Source organism: Geomonas diazotrophica (genome assembly GCF_018919385.1).
GTDB lineage: Bacteria > Desulfobacterota > Desulfuromonadia > Geobacterales > Geobacteraceae > Geomonas > Geomonas diazotrophica.
Genome location: NZ_JAHLMF010000005.1, coordinates 1 through 15,987, shown reverse-complemented (window position 1 = coordinate 15,987; position 15,987 = coordinate 1). Strand labels below are relative to the sequence as shown.

15 protein-coding genes and 1 other RNA gene are annotated in these 15,987 nt (G+C 63.1%); 5 read left to right on the top strand and 11 right to left on the bottom strand.

Going from position 1 to position 15,987, the window contains the following annotated elements:
• Positions 1-104 precede the first annotated feature (104 nt).
• The 4 genes from KOM00_RS06060 to KOM00_RS06045 all read right to left on the bottom strand — a co-directional run bounded on the left by KOM00_RS06060 (position 105) and on the right by KOM00_RS06045 (position 4,011).
• Positions 105-1,172, bottom strand: a complete 1,068-nt coding sequence (locus KOM00_RS06060; protein ID WP_216497947.1) for a 3-deoxy-7-phosphoheptulonate synthase — start codon at positions 1,170-1,172, stop codon at positions 105-107.
• A 149-nt stretch (positions 1,173-1,321) separates the two neighbouring features.
• A complete protein-coding gene (locus KOM00_RS06055; protein WP_216497946.1) occupies positions 1,322-1,954 on the bottom strand; it encodes a nicotinamidase in 633 nt (210 codons plus the stop codon).
• A gap of 48 nt (positions 1,955-2,002) precedes the next feature.
• Positions 2,003-3,433 carry a nicotinate phosphoribosyltransferase gene (locus KOM00_RS06050; protein ID WP_216497945.1) on the bottom strand — a complete coding sequence of 477 codons (1,431 nt, stop codon included), beginning with the start codon at positions 3,431-3,433 and terminating at the stop codon, positions 2,003-2,005.
• A gap of 11 nt (positions 3,434-3,444) precedes the next feature.
• Positions 3,445-4,011, bottom strand: a complete 567-nt coding sequence (locus KOM00_RS06045) for a tetratricopeptide repeat protein (RefSeq protein ID WP_216497944.1) — start codon at positions 4,009-4,011, stop codon at positions 3,445-3,447.
• Between the two features lie 172 nt (positions 4,012-4,183).
• Between KOM00_RS06045 and KOM00_RS06040 the strand changes: the two genes are divergently transcribed.
• Positions 4,184-5,026 carry an NAD-dependent epimerase/dehydratase family protein gene (locus KOM00_RS06040; RefSeq protein WP_216497943.1) on the top strand — a complete coding sequence of 281 codons (843 nt, stop codon included), beginning with the start codon at positions 4,184-4,186 and terminating at the stop codon, positions 5,024-5,026.
• Between the two features lie 567 nt (positions 5,027-5,593).
• On the opposite strand, the gene ssrS is transcribed toward KOM00_RS06040, so the two are convergent.
• The 5 genes from ssrS to KOM00_RS06020 form a co-directional block, all read right to left on the bottom strand.
• Positions 5,594-5,781, bottom strand: a non-coding RNA gene (gene ssrS / locus KOM00_RS21135) — 6S RNA.
• A 330-nt stretch (positions 5,782-6,111) separates the two neighbouring features.
• Entirely contained in the window at positions 6,112-7,383 is a 1,272-nt protein-coding gene (locus KOM00_RS06035) for a Ni/Fe hydrogenase subunit alpha (RefSeq protein ID WP_216497942.1), read from the bottom strand.
• Positions 7,367-8,116, bottom strand: coding sequence for an NADH-quinone oxidoreductase subunit B family protein (locus tag KOM00_RS06030; protein WP_236026794.1), 750 nt, complete (start codon positions 8,114-8,116; stop codon positions 7,367-7,369). The genes KOM00_RS06035 and KOM00_RS06030 overlap by 17 nt, the downstream gene beginning before the upstream one ends.
• 5 nt (positions 8,117-8,121) lie before the next feature.
• On the bottom strand, positions 8,122-8,973 hold the full coding sequence (locus tag KOM00_RS06025) for an FAD/NAD(P)-binding protein (RefSeq protein WP_216497940.1): 852 nt from the start codon (positions 8,971-8,973) through the stop codon (positions 8,122-8,124).
• Positions 8,970-9,932 carry a 4Fe-4S dicluster domain-containing protein gene (locus KOM00_RS06020; RefSeq protein WP_216497939.1) on the bottom strand — a complete coding sequence of 321 codons (963 nt, stop codon included), beginning with the start codon at positions 9,930-9,932 and terminating at the stop codon, positions 8,970-8,972. The genes KOM00_RS06025 and KOM00_RS06020 overlap by 4 nt, the downstream gene beginning before the upstream one ends.
• A 152-nt stretch (positions 9,933-10,084) precedes the next feature.
• On the opposite strand from KOM00_RS06020, the gene KOM00_RS06015 reads away from it, so the two are divergent.
• The 4 genes from KOM00_RS06015 (at position 10,085) to modC (ending at position 14,646) form a co-directional block, all read left to right on the top strand.
• The gene (locus tag KOM00_RS06015; RefSeq protein ID WP_216497938.1) at positions 10,085-10,864 is read left to right on the top strand and encodes a tyrosine-protein phosphatase; all 780 of its coding nucleotides are present in this window, start codon (positions 10,085-10,087) and stop codon (positions 10,862-10,864) included.
• A 158-nt stretch (positions 10,865-11,022) separates the two neighbouring features.
• Positions 11,023-12,672: a methyl-accepting chemotaxis protein gene (locus KOM00_RS06010; RefSeq protein ID WP_236026780.1), complete on the top strand. Its 1,650-nt coding sequence runs from the start codon at positions 11,023-11,025 to the stop codon at positions 12,670-12,672.
• 232 nt (positions 12,673-12,904) lie between these two features.
• A complete protein-coding gene (modB, locus tag KOM00_RS06005; RefSeq protein WP_216497937.1) occupies positions 12,905-13,588 on the top strand; it encodes a molybdate ABC transporter permease subunit in 684 nt (227 codons plus the stop codon).
• The gene (modC, locus tag KOM00_RS06000) at positions 13,588-14,646 is read left to right on the top strand and encodes a molybdenum ABC transporter ATP-binding protein (protein WP_216497936.1); all 1,059 of its coding nucleotides are present in this window, start codon (positions 13,588-13,590) and stop codon (positions 14,644-14,646) included. The genes modB and modC overlap by 1 nt, the downstream gene beginning before the upstream one ends.
• Positions 14,647-14,660: 14 nt before the next feature.
• On the opposite strand, the gene mnmA is transcribed toward modC, so the two are convergent.
• Complete coding sequence (mnmA, locus tag KOM00_RS05995) at positions 14,661-15,731, bottom strand: tRNA 2-thiouridine(34) synthase MnmA (RefSeq protein ID WP_216497935.1); 1,071 nt, start codon at positions 15,729-15,731, stop codon at positions 14,661-14,663.
• Positions 15,732-15,900: 169 nt separating this feature from the next.
• A partial coding sequence (locus KOM00_RS20990) for an IS3 family transposase (RefSeq protein WP_407931680.1) occupies positions 15,901-15,987 on the bottom strand: 87 nt, incomplete at its 5' end.

Here is a 15,987-nt window from a genome sequence, read left to right as displayed (position 1 = left end):
ACCACGGCGGTTGATACCTGGGAGACATCCTGGGGGCACCTGCGCTGGGCGAATAATTATTCGCCCCTACGGTGTCGTTACCTCGACGTCCTCCCTGTTCCGGGTTAGGCGAGCTTCCTCCCGCCGCAGGCCTTCAGCCTCCGGTGCGCTTCGCGCAGCGCCTTTTCCGTGGTCTCCCAACTGATGCAGCTGTCGGTGATGGAGACGCCGTAGGTGAGCTCGGCGAGGTTCTTCGGCATCGGCTGGTTCCCCTCCTTCAGGTAGCTCTCGATCATGACGCCGGAGATGGAGCGGTTGCCGGCCACGATCTGGTCGACGACGCTATTCAGCACCTCGGGCTGGCGCTCGTATTTCTTCTCCGAGTTGCCGTGGCTGCAATCAACCATCAGGGTCGGGTTCAGCCCGGCCTTGGCGAGCATCTCCTCGGACTTGGCGATGTCCTCCGGCGAGTAGTTCGGCTTTTTGTTGCCGCCACGCAGCACCATGTGCACGTCCGGGTTGCCGGTGGTCTGGATGATGGAGGTGAGGCCGTCACGGTTGATGCCCAGGAAGCTGTGCGAATGCAGCGCGGCCTTCATGGCGTCGATGGCGATCTGCAGGTTGCCGTCGGTGCCGTTTTTGAACCCGATGGGGAAGGAGAGGCCGCTGGCCATCTCGCGGTGGGTCTGGGACTCCGTGGTCCTCGCGCCGATGGCACCCCAGGAGAGGAGATCGGCCAGGTATTCGGGGGTGATGGGATCGAGCATCTCGGTCGCGACGGGGAGCCCCATCTCGGTCACCTTGCACAAAAGTCCGCGGGCAATGCCGAGCCCCTTGGAGATGAGGTGGGTCCCGTCCATGCCGGGGTCGTTGATGAGCCCCTTCCAGCCGACGGTGGTGCGCGGTTTCTCGAAATAGACGCGCATGATCAAGAGGAGTTCCTCGGAAACTTCCTTGGAGAGGGCGGCCAGCTTCTCGGCATACTCCAGGGCGCCCTTGGGGTCGTGGATGGAGCAGGGGCCGACCACCACCATGAGCCGCTTGTCCGCGCCCCTCAGTATATTGGAGATCGCCGCGCGGCTTTCGCTCACGCAGGTACTGGACTGCTCCGAGATCGGAAAGACCTGCCTCAGATCGGTCGGTGCAATTATGGGGGTGATGCTTTTTACCTTGAGATTGTTGGTCTTAATCATCGTAGGCTCCGCGCTAGCAGTTTTTAATGTGCCGTAATCTAGCGCGTTTCCAACCCGCTGTCAAAAAAAAATGCCCCCTCGTTATGGAATTTTGCCGGGAGCATATTTTTGTATGGCGCAGGTATAAAAAGGTAGGGCGAAATGCCTGTTCAGTCGGTTCTGGAAGGGGGGCGGGAGGCGACTTTTGCCTGCAGGTCGCCGCGGACCGACGCGAAGGTGGCCTGCTCGGCTCCCGCTCCCCACATCTCTTGCAGCGCGCGCTCCGAATCCCCGGGCTCCACCTCGACCCCGCGTATGGCGTCAGTAAGCACCGTCACCGCGAAACCCTCCTTGAGCGCCTCCAGTACGGACTCCTTCACGCAGTAATCGGTAGCCAGCCCCCCGACGTAGAGCCGGTCCATTTCCATGCGCCGCAGCAGCATCGCGAACGGGGTCCCGTTTTCGGTGACCCCCTGGAGCGCGGAATAGCCGTTGTCCCAGCTGGACATCCCCTTGGAGATGACGATGGTCCCCTCCGGGAGCAGCAACCCGGGATGGAACTCCGCGCCGGCCGACCCCTGGACGCAGTGGGGCGGCCAGACCCCCCCCTGTTCCTTGAAGTGCTTGCTCTGCGCCGGGTGCCAGTCCCGGGAAGCGAAGACCGGCGCGCTACTCTGTTTGAAGAGTTCGAGATAACGGTTGAGCGGCGGCACCACCTGGTCCCCCTCCGGGACCGCGAGTGCGCCCCCAGGGCAGAAGTCGAGCTGTACATCAACCACGAGAAGGGCGCCTCTGCGTAGCATCGCGAGCCTCCTTTGCCGGTGACGGGCCGCTCTCGTGCCCCCCCGGCGTTAGCTGCGGTATTTGTTCTGGATCCGGTTCATCAGCTTCAGACGCAGCGTGTTGACGCCGGAACTGATGGAAACCTTGTAGGTGTGCGGGTTGACCAGGCGGAGGCTACCTTCGGGCAGCAGTTTCAGCTGTTCCGCGGCCAGGTCGGCGCAGCTCTCGAGGTCCGGCGTCGGGACGCACCTTTTGCCCTTTTCCATCACCTTGCGCCGCAGGTCGACCAGGCGCGCCTTTTCCGGAATCCGGACGTGCTGCACCGGATTGGCCGGGTCGAAGACCACTGTTCCAGGGAGGATCTCCTCGTCCTGCAGCGCGATCAGGTCCAGGATGAAGGAACCGTCCGGTGCCACCGCGCGCAGCACCTTCTTGCGGCCGGGCAGCGTCGCCTTGGCCAGGTCGCTGGTCAGTTTGAGCTTCGGTTCCCCGTCCATGAGCACCAGCTTGTAGACCCCCCCCAGGGCGCCTCCTCCCTCGCCGGCGCAGGTGGCCAGGCGGGTGCCGACTCCGTAGATGTCGATCCTGCTCCCCTCCCGGCGCATCGAGTCGATCACGTTTTCGTCCAGCTCGTTTGATGCGACGATTTTCACCTTGGTGAAGCCGGCCTCGTCGAAGGCTGCGCGCACCTGGCGGGAGAGGTAGGCGAGATCGCCCGAGTCGATGCGCACGCCGACCAAGTCGTGGCCCTGCTCCTTCAGTTCGCGGGCCACGATGAGCGCGTTGGGGAGTCCGCATTTCAAGGTGTCGTAGGTGTCGATCAGGAGGATGCAGCTGTCGGGGAATTCCTTGGCGTAGCAGCGGAACGCGCTGAGCTCGTCCGGGAATGCCATGATCCAGCTGTGGGCATGGGTGCCGCGCACGGGGATGCCGTAGCGCATGCCGGCAAGCACGTTGCTGGTGGAGCGCACCCCGCCGATGTAGGCGGCCCTGGCACCGGACAGCCCGCCGTCCGGCCCCTGGGCCCGACGCAGCCCGAATTCGAGCACGGTGGCGTCGCCGGCGGCGAGCTTGATGCGGGCCGCCTTGGTGGCGGCCAGGGTCTGGAAGTTGATGATGTTCAAAAGTGCCGTCTCAACGAACTGCGCCTCGGCGAGCCCTCCCTCGACGGTGAGGAGCGGCTCCCTTCCGAAGACCACCGTTCCCTCGGGGGGCGCCGTGATGCTTCCCCTGAAGCTGAAATTCGAGAGATAGGAGAGAAAGGCGGGTTTGAAGATATTGAGACTCTCCAGGTAGCCGAGCTCTTCGTCATTGAACGAGAGTTCTTCGAGGTAGGACAAGGCGGTGTCGAGCCCGGCGAACACCGCGTAACCGCCATGGAACGGGTTGTGGCGAAAGAAGAGGTCGAAGGCGGCGGGACGCTCGTGCATGCCCTGGTCCAGGTATCCCGCCAGCATGGTGAGTTCGTACAGATCGGTAAGCAAAGGCGAATAACGCATGGTGCCCTCCCTCAATTGCCGGCACCCTGAATTATCGCATGACGCAGCTTTTCTGCCAGTTCCGGGTCCACTATTTTCAAAGAAAGGTAGTCTCCCTGTGCCTTCTCCGTTTCGTCGAGCAGCAGATGTGACAGTCCGAGCTTGTACAGTGCATTGGCATTGCCCGGCCACAGCTTCAGTAAGATGGTATAGGCTTCGACGGCTTCATCGTATCGGTCCGCCCTGAAACAGACCTCGCCGAGGTTGGAATAGGCAAGAGCCAATGAAGGATCCAGCTGTACCGATTTCTTGAGGGAGTCGATACCGCGGGTGTAGTCGCCGCTCAAGGCCTGGGTCGTTCCAAGGTTGAGCCAGGCCAGAGCGTTGCTCGGGGCGAGGGCGACGCTCCTGCTGAAGGCCTCGGTTGCCTCGCGGTAGTTCCCCTCGCTGTTCAGCTCGACGCCGGCCTGGAACCAGTCGTCAGCTTCCAAGTACTCCTCCTGTTCTATCTGGATCGTCGGCGGCGTGGGCATCAGCGCCCCGGTGGCCAGTCCGGTGAACAGCAGCAGTGCTATGCAGGTGACCGCGCGGTATTTCATGCCGTTTCTCCGAGAAAGCAAAACCATAGCATATTAAAACATATTTACAAAACGGTAGCCGGACCGGGCAAGGGGGGGCGGGTTTTTTGCTGACACCGCGGCGGGGTTTCTGGTAGAAAGGGAGGGCTGCAGCGGCTGCTGCAGGAGAATCACGTGCCAAAGGGGGCTCTACATGGAACCATTACTGATCGTAGGCTGCGGTGCCGTCGGCCGTCGGGTGGCCGCACTGGCACTCGCGCGGGGGATGGACGTCTGCACCTTCAACAGGGGTGAAGCCCCGCTGTCCGGGGTACGGCACCAAACGGGAAACCTGGACGAGCCTGATACCTTGCGCGGTCTTCCCACCCGTGGCGCGGGTGTGATCTACCTCGCACCGCCGCCGGGAGGCGGCATAGAAGACACCAGGATGCGCAACTTCCTGTCCGGCATCGCCGCGGGGGACGAGCCCGCCAAGGTGGTCTACATCAGCACCAGCGGCGTCTACGGCGGGGGGAGCGAGGTGGTGACCGAGGAGACTGAGCCGGTTCCCCAGACCGCACGCGGCAAAAGGCGCCTGCACGCCGAGCGTCTTCTGCAGGCCTGGGGGCGCGAGCGCGGAGTTGCCGTGGTCGTACTCAGGGTGACCGCCATCTACGCGGCCGACCGCCTGCCGGTCACCCAACTCACCACCGGGCAGCCGGTGCTCCGGGAACAGGAGGCGCTCCCCAGCAACAGGATCCACGCCGACGACCTATCCCGCATCTGCCTGGCTGCGCTCGAGCGGGGTAAGGACGGGGCGGTCTTCAACGTGAGCGACGGGGCTCCGAGCACCATGACGGCGTACTTCAACGCCGCAGCCGACAGGCTGGGGCTCCCCAGGCCCAGGCAGGTTACCTTGGCCGAGGCGCGGCAGGTAATGACCCCGCTCATGATCTCATACTTCTCAGAGGGACGCATCGTCGACAGCAGCAAGATTCTGAAAGAACTCGGGATCACGCTGCTCTACCCCAACCTGGAGGCCGGACTGAAGGGGTAGCTGCTTCCTTTGACAAAGGACTGGGCCCTTCACCCCCGCCCCTCTCCCGGAGGGCGAGGGGAGCTTGAGCCTGGTCGGGATGCGGGCGGGTAAGGGCGTGGCGTTGGCCGCGCCCTTTTTGCTGCGCTCAATCCCGCTGCTTAAAAAGTAGGCAAAACGCTATCATTAGCGATCGTCACGTCGATTTTTTCCCCTCCACCCCACGTTACCCACAGAGTTTTCCACAGCAATTGTGGAAGATGTGTGACATTTTTTATCCCAACAATATAGCTACTTAGATGAAAGCCCATCCGTTCTCGAGCTCCATGCCCGTTGTTCAGGGCGTGTACCCCTGGACAAGGGGGGCTGGCACTAAAAAAGGCCCATGTTTGACCATGGGCCTTTTCCCTGCATTGGCGTTGCATCGGGGCACTTTCTACCAATCCGTCGGTAAAGCTTCACGGCCGGTGCTGCGTGGTCGGTGCGTCCCCGCAGCGCGTACCGGTCGGCTTCCCTTTTTCAAGCGCAGCCGCCTGGCGGATGAGATAAGTCGCTTTCAGCGTTGTCCCGAGTAACGCCAATTTTTTAATTCGCTCCGGAATACCGCTACGGGGGGCATGGATTACTGACCAGTGTCGCAACATACCCCGGTGAGACGCTTCAGGCTTCCCTCTGCCTTGTTGAGGGCTTGCTCACCACGACTGAAACCAGGGACATCTTGATAATAAAGGTAGTCAGGGACCCAAACGGATGCGCAACGAGTATTCCAGAGCCGCTCGCATTCACATGCGTAAGCTTGACCCAAGTTTAGCAATCCCTTTATGACTGTCAAGACTGACATGAGATTAATTTCATCTGATCTAAGATGCTGATAAATAGCACTTTTTGTCGGTTTTGCTAATGGGTAAAGCGGCTGTCATTTCGCCGGCTTTGCCTCTTTGAGTGAGATTCGACCAATGCCTGTCTGACCACTTTCACCGGTTGTTGGTATGACAGTTGCCCTTGATTTTTATGGGAGTGCAAGGCGCAAGTAGCAACGAACGTTGCAGCAGTGAGGTGCACGATGAATGTCAGGTCCTGTGGCGTAGCACCCACGTGGGATGCTGCTAGAGTGACAGCACGTGAACGGAGCAGGAGATGCAGGGATCGTAGCAGCGGATGAGCCGCTCCAGCGCCGTTGTCATACGGTTGGTCTCTTCCCCTTCCATGCCGCGGGCCAAAGCCAGCAGGTCGCGGGCCAGGGCCCCCTGGTTCAGGGCGGTGGGGGTGATGACGTCGGCCATGGTGCAGATCCCTTGCGAGTCGAACGAGTAGCTGTGGATCAGGACCCCGCGGGGAGCCTCGCAGGCAGCGCAACCCGTCGCTGCGCGGGGTGAAGGCGCGGCCGTTTCCTCCTGCCGCGGTCCCAGTTCGATGAGGCGGTCGATCAGGCGCAGCGCCCGCTCGGTGGCGTGGTACATTTCGATGGCTTGGGCCAGGTTGTTGCCCCGCATGTCCTTCCCCACCAGTTCCTGCTTGTGGGATTTGAACAACGCGCCGGCGCCCCCTTCCAGGTCGGGGTGGAGGTTGAGCCGGGCCAGGGCGCCCACGGTGGCCTCCTTGCCGTGCACCCTGGAGAGCTTGGCGTTGGAGTAGTCAAGGACCGTTTCCTCTATGTGCTGCCGGTAATCCCGCAGCGGGAACGATGCGCGGCCGACCATGCTGCAAGCCTGCGCCCCCAGCGGGTGTTCAGCCGGTTGCAGGACGAGGAAGTCAGGTGTGGGAAGCTCGGGGAAAGGGAAGGGGGTGTTGAAGAGCCGATGCGCCTCCTGCGCCGCCGGCAGCACCTTTTGCAGCTCGTCCCTAAGCCTCGCCAGTTCGTTCCGGGTCAGACTGCGCCCTAGCCCCCCGAGCCGGATGTTGACCGGATGGATGAGCCGTCCTCCCGCCGTTTCCGTAATCTGGTTGCCAACCTTCTTGATCGCCAGCCCTGTTTTCAAAAGGTCCGGAGCCACCCGGGCCAGTTCGGCCACGCCACGCACCCCCAAAAGGTCGGGCAGCACCAGGCAGTACAGGTGCAGGGCGTGGTCCTGGATCATCCCTGCCTGCAGCATGAGCTCCCGCGTGAGGGCGGTCACCTCGGAGACCTCGACCCCGAAGGCGTCCTCCACCGCGAGGAGCGCGGTCACCTTGTGCACCGTGGAACAGAGCGCGCAGATGCGGCAGATGATTTCCGGCACCTCGGCAAAGCTCTTCCCCAAAAGAAGCGCCTCGAAGAGGCGAGGCGAATCGATGAACTGCAGCTCGACCCGCTCCACCCGGCGTCCCTCCCGGTACACCCGGACGCTGCCGTGACCTTCCAGCCTGGTCAGAGGCGCTATCTCAACTACGCTTCCCATAGTCCCACTCCGGTTTGAAACGGCTCATCCTGCGTTCGATCTCGTCCCTGCCGAACCCTCGCTCCAGGAGGAGTTCCAGCTCCTGGGCAACGTTGGCCTCGCGCACCGGTCCGCGGCACCCCTCGCAGACGATGCCGGTGGCCGGGCAGCGAGCGTTGCAGCCACCCTGCACCACGGGACCAAGGCAGAGTTCCCTTTTTTCCAGCAGCAGGCAGAGGTTTTCGTGGCTGCGGCACTCGGTACAGACCGGGTAGGACCGTGCAGGGGGGAGGGTTCCCGCCGCCAGGGCGACCACAAGCTCCATGATCTCCTGCTTCTCCGGCGGGCAGCCGGTGACGGCCGCGTCCACGCTGACGAAGTTGGCCAGGGGAACGGGCGGGAAGCTCTCCGGCAGTTTCTCCCCGGCGCCGAATACTGACCGCAGCAGCTCCCGTCTCGTGCTGACCCTGTTGTTCATGGCGGCGACGCCGCCAAAGAGCGCGCAGGTGCCGTAGGCGACCAGGTGTGTGCTGGCGTTTCTGAGCTTGAACAGAAGCTCCAGGTCCTTGGGGGTGGAGACGGCCCCCTCCACGATGGCGGCGTCAAACTGCACATCGAGCACGTTGCCGCTTTCCGCGAGGGGGAAGTAGACGAGTTCGCAGTGCCCCAGCAGTTCGGGGAGCTCATCCTCGCAGTTCAACAGGGTGAGCTGGCACCCCGAGCAAGCCGTGAGCCCGGTTATGGCGAGTTTCATTCGTCTCACAACGCCTCCGGTATCCCTTTGAGTTCGCTGGCCCGGAACACGGGCCCGTCCACGCAGCAAAGTTTCTGCCCCAGGGCGCAGTGGCAGCAGCGTCCAATACCGCAACGCATCCTGCGCTCCAGGCTGAGCAGGATGCGCTCGGCCGCAACGCCCGCGCGCTCGAGGTCGGTGACCAGGCAGCGGTACAGGGGAGGGGGACCGCAGACCGCGGCATAGGTGTTGACGGCATCGAAGCGGAATCCCTTCAGGAGGTCCGGCAGCAGGCCGATCGCGCAGGAGTATTCGCCCTCCGAGGTCTCCGGCGCGAAGTCCACGGTCAGGTAGAGCCGCAGCCCGCCCGTGGCGGCTAGGGCTGTCAACTCCTCCCTGAACAGCATGAGCCGGGGCTGCTTGGCGCCGTACATGAGGGTGACTTCGCCGTAGCTGCTTCTTTGCCGTAAAAGGTGCATGAGGAGCGAACGAAGCGGCGCGATCCCCAGTCCCCCGGCCAGGAGCAGGACCGGCCGGCCGGCCATTTCCCGTAGCGGGAAACCGCTTCCGAAGGGACCGCGGATCCCCAACCTGGCCCCGGTCTGCTGTTTGTGGAGCAGTTCCGTGACGTGGCCTACGCGGCGCACGCACAGTTCCAGGGTGCCGTCAGGCGCGGGGAGGTCCGCCGGCGAGATCGGGATTTCCCCGGCTCCCGGCACCGATAGCTGCACGAACTGCCCGGGAACGAATGAGGAGAGTTCGGCGAGTGCCCCCTCCTCGGGGGCTATGCGGAACAGGGTGGTATCTTCCGAGAGGTCCCTGCGCTCGAGCAGGCGCGCGGCGAAGGGGATGTGGGGCGTGTGCTGGGCCTTTTTCATCGTTCCTCCCGCTCGGGTGGCGCGGTCAGTTCGCGCAGGTCGATGCCCACCGGGCAGACCTCCTTGCAGCGCCCGCAGCCGACGCAGGAGGTGATCCCCTGCAGCGGGGTGAAGCCGCAGTACTTGTGCAGGAAGCGGTAGCGCAGCCGGTCCAGACGGTCCGGGCGGAAGTTGGCACCCGCGACCTCGCCGTGGCTGGCGAACAGGCAGTTGTCCCACTCCCTGATCCGCGTGCCGCCTCCGGAAAGGGAAGGATACTCGCGCACGTCGAAGCAGTAGCAGGTGGGACAGCAGACCGAGCAGGCCCCGCAGGAGACACAGGTGGAGGCGAACCTCCGCCAGAGCGGGTGCTCCGAAAAACGGAGTTGCGGGTCCTGCGGCAGGAGACGGGGCCCCGAAGGGCGTGGAGCCGGAGGCGGCCCCTCTTCCAGAAGCTGCTCTGCCGCGGTGAGGAGTGCCGTTCCCCTGGCGCTGTGACTGCTCAGGCGGAAACCGTCTGCCACGGCGTCCAGGAAGAGGTCGCAGGAGGAAGACTCCATTCCTTCCGTGCAAAAACAGAAATCGTCAGGTTCGCAGGAGATACCGATCAGGGTCAGGCGTGACCTGCGCGTCGCGTAGCCGGTGTCGACGGGTTCGGCGAGGAAAACGCGGTCCAGGTACGCGATCCCTTCCAGGTCGCAGCTGTGGACGCCGAACAGGACGAGGTCGCCGGCGCCGGCATATCCCTCACTGTAGCTGCCCGAGGCGTAGTGGAGGATCTCCTCCCTGAAGGGGAGCAGGTATTTCTTGGGGGGGATCTGGGTGCGGCGGTAGTCGAGCTGCAGCTCCGCGGGGTCGTGCAGCTGCGAGAAGCGGTGCACTCCGCTTTCGGAGACGGTGGGGCCGTGCAACTCGCCGAAGAGGCGCAAGGTCTCCAGGAACTGGTTCAGCCGCGACGTTTTCAGGAAGGTCTTCTCCACAGTACCTCCTTGCACAAGTGATAATTCTACAGGGGTCGTTGCTGATGGCAAGGCGGGGGATAGGGTCAGTGAGCGGCGAAGACGTGTCTGTGAGAGTATTGTAATGTTGCGGGGCTTTGACTTGACGGCACACAGGTGTTACAGAATGTTTCATGAGTTCCGACTTCATCGATTATCACTGCCATCTGCTGCCCGCACTCGATGACGGCGCCGTGGACCTGAGAGAGTCGCTCGATATGGCGCGCACACTCTGCAGCTTCGGCTTTGCCACGGTTCATTGTACGCCGCATCTCATTCGCGGCGGTTATGAGAACGAACCCGCCCGCGTCATTCGCGCCGTACACATCATGCAGCGCCGGCTCGACGAGGAGGGCATCCCCCTGCGCCTGGTACCCGGCAACGAGCACTACCTGGACCAGTACCTTCCGGAAATGCTGCCGGGAGCACTGAGGGCGGGAACTTCGCGGTACCTGCTCGTGGAAGTCCCTTTTCATGCAGGCACCGAGCTGCTGCGCCCCATGGTGCAAACCTTTTCCCGGCACGGCCTTGCCCCGTTGATAGCACACCCGGAGCGCTGTGCCGCCTTTGACCCGGCAACAGCGGGAGGCGGGTTCCGGGCCGCGCTTTCCCTGGTGTTCAGCAAGGAGCCCGAGCACCAGATGGGGGATTCGGAAATCGTGGCGCTCAAGCGGCTCGGCTGCAGGTTCCAGGGGAACCTCGGGAGCTTTGCCGGCTATTACGGCTACGAGGTGCGCGAACGCGCCCTGCTGTTCCTGCGGCACGGCTTGTACTCATGCCTTGGTACCGATGCCCATCGCGGTGAGCATCTTTGGGACATGCTGGTGGCGGGGTACGCCGTGGTCGAGTCGGTGCTGGGCGAACAAGAGAGCCGCGACCTGCTGCGCGGCACCCATCTGGCCAACGGCGCCTGATCTTCCCCGGCCCGCTACCCCACTCTCCTCCCCAAGCAGTCTCCCCCAATCAGATCGCCGCGGCCGATGCCGCCTGCACCTTCTTAGCGCTAAAGCTGTGTGCAGCGATGCCGATACAGGTAGGGTTACCATTGATTACCCCCTTATTGAGGTGTGCGATGAGGCAATCCTCCATCTCCCGTTTCAGCGTGCTGCAGCAGATCGTTTTCCTCGCCCTTGTCTGCGTCATAGGTCTTGCTTTCGTTTCCGTTACCGCGTACTCCATCATCAACCGGGTGAAGGTGAACGGGCCGATCTACAACGAGCTCGTGCAGGGAAAGGACCTGGTGGCGGATATCCTCCCCCCGCCGGAATACATCATCGAGTCGTACCTGGTGGTGCTCCAGGCAGCGCGGGAGACCGATCAGGGCAGGATCAGGTCGCTGCAGGATTCGTTCAAAAAGCTGAAAGGGGAGTACGACGAGCGCCACGCCTATTGGGGCAAGGAGCTCAAAGACGGGGAGGAAAAACAGCTGATGGTAGGCGCATCCTACCGTCCCGCCGCGCAGTTCTACCAGGTTGCCCAGGCCGAGTTCTTCCCTGCGCTCCTGGCCGCGGATCAGGCCAAGGCCAACCAGTCCTTAACGACCCTCTCGGCACTCTATGAACAGCACCGGGCCAGCATCGACAAGCTCGTCAGCGTAACCAACGCCAACGGGGCCGCGCTGGAAAAGAGCACCGGGGAGGAACTTAGCCGCTCCACCATGCTGCTCGTGGCGCTCTGCCTCGCCGTCATCCTCGGCTGCGTCGTTTTGAGTGCCTTCATCATCAAAAATATCCACAACACCTTCGTCGCCTGTACCTCCGTAATGGACCGCATCGCGACGGGGGACCTTTCAGTCGAGGTCTCGGTCCAGGGGGGCGGCAGTGTCAGGAGCATGATGATCAGCCTCAAGACCATGGTGGAAAGGTTCAGCGAGGTGATGCGGCAGCTCCACGCCACTTCAGCAACCCTGGTCGGCGCGGCGGACCAGCTTTCGGTTGCATCGGAGCAGATCGCAAGTAACGCCGGGCATGCCGCCGGCGAATCGGTCACTATGGCCACCGCGAGCGAAGAGATGGCGGCCACCTCGCACGAGATATCCCGCAACTGCCAGCATGCCGCGGAGAACTCGCGTTGTACCAGCAGCATCGCCGAGACCGGCGTCGCCGTGGTCGCGGGCACGATTACGGTGATGGAGCAGATTGCGGAGCGGGTCAAGGGGCTTTCGGGGACCGTGGAGCAGTTGGGGCAGCGCAGCGACCAGATCGGCCAGATCATCGGCACCATAGAGGATATCGCTGACCAGACCAACCTCCTGGCGCTGAATGCAGCCATCGAGGCGGCCCGCGCCGGCGAACAGGGGCGCGGCTTTGCTGTTGTAGCCGACGAGGTGCGGGCGCTCGCCGAGCGGACCACCAAGGCGACCCGCGAGATCGGCGACATGATCAAGACCATCCAGCAGGAAACCAGAGGGGTCGTGGTCGCCATGGAGGAGGGGGTGCACGAGGTGGAAGCCGGCACCAGCGAGGCGACCAAGTCGAGCACGGCGCTGCGCGAGATCCTGGACCAAGTGAACGTCGTCGCCGGCGAGATCGTTCAGATCGCACAGGCCGCCGAGGAACAGACCGCCACCACCGGCATGATCAGCGGCAACATCAGGCAGATCACGGACCTGGTGCAAAGCACCGCCGAAGGTTCGCACCACTGCGCCGAGCAGGCTTCACAGCTCACCGTCTGCGTGAAGGACCTGGAGCGGATCATGGATCAGTTCAAGGTGGCCGGCTAGCCTGGACATCTACAGACAGGAAAGGGGAGGGCGGCCGTTGCGAGGGCCGCCCTTTTTTATTGCCCTGCCTGCGGCGCGGCCTGTGTGCCCTAAATTTCAGCATTTTCATCCCGGACCTCTGCTGTCTCCGTGCCGCGGCTCAGATCGGAAGCGCCGTGGTTGTGCGACTTGCGGCGTTTACCGTATCTGGAATGGAACCTGCTACGGGAGGGCATCACAGAGAGGTGACCCCATGCCCGCCCTGAGCAGTCCCGATATCGATGCCATAGTCCTCTCCATCAAGGTCGCGTTCACCGCAACGCTGGTCAGCCTCCCCTTCGGCTTTCTCTACGCCTACCTGATGACCTTTTTCAAGTTCAGGGCCAAGGTGCTCCTCGAGGTCATGGTCAACCTCCCGCTCACCTTGCCCCCCGTGGTCATGGGGTACCTGCTCCTGGTCGCCCTTGGGAAAAACGGTTGGCTCGCTCCCCTCTTGGAGCCGCTGGGGATGCGCCTGATTTTCACCTGGAAGGCGGCCGTGCTCGCTTCCGCCTTGGTCGGTTTCCCCCTGCTGGTGCGCTCCATCCGCCTTGCCATGGAGTCCATCGACGGTCGCCTGATCCAGGCCTCGCGCACGCTCGGGGCCGGACCCCTGGACTCGCTGGTGACCGTGATCCTTCCGCTGTCCCGCACCGGCATCGTTGCCGGCTCGTCGCTGATGTTCGCACGCAGCATGGGCGAGTTCGGGGCGACCATCATCGTCGCCGGGAACATCCCCGGCGTCACCCGGACCATCCCTCTGGCCATCTACGATTATGCGGGGTCGCCGGGGGGCGAGGAGGCCGCGCTGGTCCTTTGCGGCGTCGCCATCTCCATTTCGGTACTGGTGCTCCTGGTTCACGAGAGCCTCACCAGGAAACTGGCCAGGAGGCAATGATGGAACTGCGCGTGGAGGTTTCCAAGAATTTCGCCGGTGCCTTCGATCTGAAGACCGACTTTACCGTGGCCGGGGAGCAGGTTGGCGTGTTTGGCGTCTCGGGAAGCGGCAAGTCGACCCTGGTCAGCCTGATCGCCGGACTTATCGAGCCTGACGAGGGTGAGATCGTGCTCGACGGAGAATGCCTCTTCAGCAGCGAGCGCGGCATCGATCTCCCTCCGCAGCAGCGCAGGGTGTCTATCGTGTTCCAGGACAGCTGCCTGTTCCCGCATCTCAGCGTGGAGTCGAACCTCCTCTACGGTTACCGGCGCTGCCCGGTCCGGCACCGGCAGATCGACGTGAAGGCGCTTGTTTCGGTCCTCAAGTTGGACGGCCTACTCGACCGTGGGGTGAACCGGCTTTCGGGAGGGGAGAAGCAGAGGGTCGCGCTGGGGCGGGCCATCCTTGCCAACCCGCGCCTGCTGCTCATGGACGAGTCCTTGTCCGCGCTTGACGACGGTCTCAAGCTGCAGGTCATCCACTACTTGAAACGCGCCAGCGAAAAGTTCCGGATCCCCTATCTTTTCATTTCTCATTCTCTGCTCGAGATTCGGCTTCTCACCGACCAAGTGCTCGCCATGGCTGGGGGGAGGGTGCTCGGACAGACCACGCCGGAACAGCTGGCCCGGGATCGGATGGGGCAGAGCCAGGTGGGCTACATCAACCTGTTGCAGGTGGAGAAACTGCGCAAGATGGGTGGGCTGTACGTGTACCGGTGGGGGATGGAGGAACTCTTCGTTTCGGCGGGGGACGACGAGCCGATGGCGGTGTTCGAGCTCTCGTCGAGGGACATCATCCTGTTCACCAGGCATCCGGAGGCGGTCAGTGCCCGCAACCTCCTGAAGTGCACCGTCATGGATACCTTCCCCTCGGGTAACAAGGTGGGTGTGGAACTGCGCTGCGGGCACGAAACGCTGATCGCGGAGGTGGTGGTGCAGGCGGCAGACGATCTGGCCATCCAGGCGCGAAACGAGGTCTACGCCGTGATCAAGGCCTCGTCCTTCCGCCGCCTGGGCTGAGCGGCGGCAACCGCCTAGAGGATCCAGCCCCCTCCGACTACGGAGTCCCCGTCGTAGAGCACCGCTGCCTGTCCCGGCGTGACCCCTCCCTGCGGGGTGTCGAATTCCACCCGCAGCCTGCCGTCCTGGCACAGCTCGGCGCGGCACGGTACCGGTTGCTGGCGGTAACGGATGCTGCAGCTGCCGCGGAAGCTGCCGGTGATGGGCGTGTCGGTCCAGGTAAGCTGGTCAGCGAAAAGGTGGCTCGTTTGCAGCTCTTCTTTCGGGCCGACCACCACCTGCGCGTTTGCGGTGTCGATTCCGGTCACGTAGAGCGGTTTTTTCCAGGCGATGCCCAGGCCACGCCGTTGTCCCACGGTGAAGCGGTGGATGCCGTCGTGGCGCCCAAGGATGTTGCCGTCGCGGTCCACGATCTCCCCGGGGCGCGGGGCGACGCCGCTGTCTTCCAGGAAACGGACGTAGTCGTTGTCGGGGATGAAGCAGATCTCCTGGCTTTCCTGCTTCTGTGCCACCGGCAGGTTGAAGCGCGTGGCGAGCTGCCGCACCTCGGGCTTCTCAAGGTGACCCACCGGGAAGATGGTGCGGGCGAGTTGCCGCTGGTTCATCCCGAACAGGAAATAGGTCTGGTCTTTGCGGGGATCGTGCCCCTTGCGCAACCGGTAGATCCCGGTGGCATCGGCCTCGATGCGGGCGTAGTGGCCGGTGGCGAGGAGGTCGGCGTCGAAGGAGGCGGTCATCTCGAGGAGCAGGCCGAACTTGATCCTCTCGTTGCAGCGGGCGCAGGGGTTCGGGGTCCGTCCCGCCTTGTACTCGGAGATGAAATCGTTGATCACCAGCTCCTGGAAGCGCTGGCGCAGGTCAACCACCTGGAAGGGGATCCCCAGGCGCTTGGCGACTCGGGCGGCGTCCATCACGTCGGTGAGAGAGCAGCAGGTCTTTCCGCCGGACGGCGTCTGTTCGGGGCGCTCGTAAAGCTGCAGCGAGACCCCCATGACGTCGTATCCCTGTTCCTTGAGAAGAGCGGCGGTCACCGAAGAATCGACGCCGCCGCTCATAGCCACAACTACACGTTTTTTATCAGACATTCTTTTTCCGTTCATCTGGGCATCGTTCACTCCCTCTCCCCATGGGAGAGGGTTGGGGTGAGGGTGTCGTTCACTCCCTCTCCCGTTGGGAGAGGGTTGGGGTGAGGGCGTCGCGGTAGGCGAAGTGACCTATGGCCTATCTTCGCAATAGAGGACACGTTAGAAACCCTTATGCTGCCATCTTCAACTCCTGCTGCTCGAACTCTTCTGGGGAGCAATAGCCAATGGCAGAGTGTAGCCTCTTGCGATTGTAAAA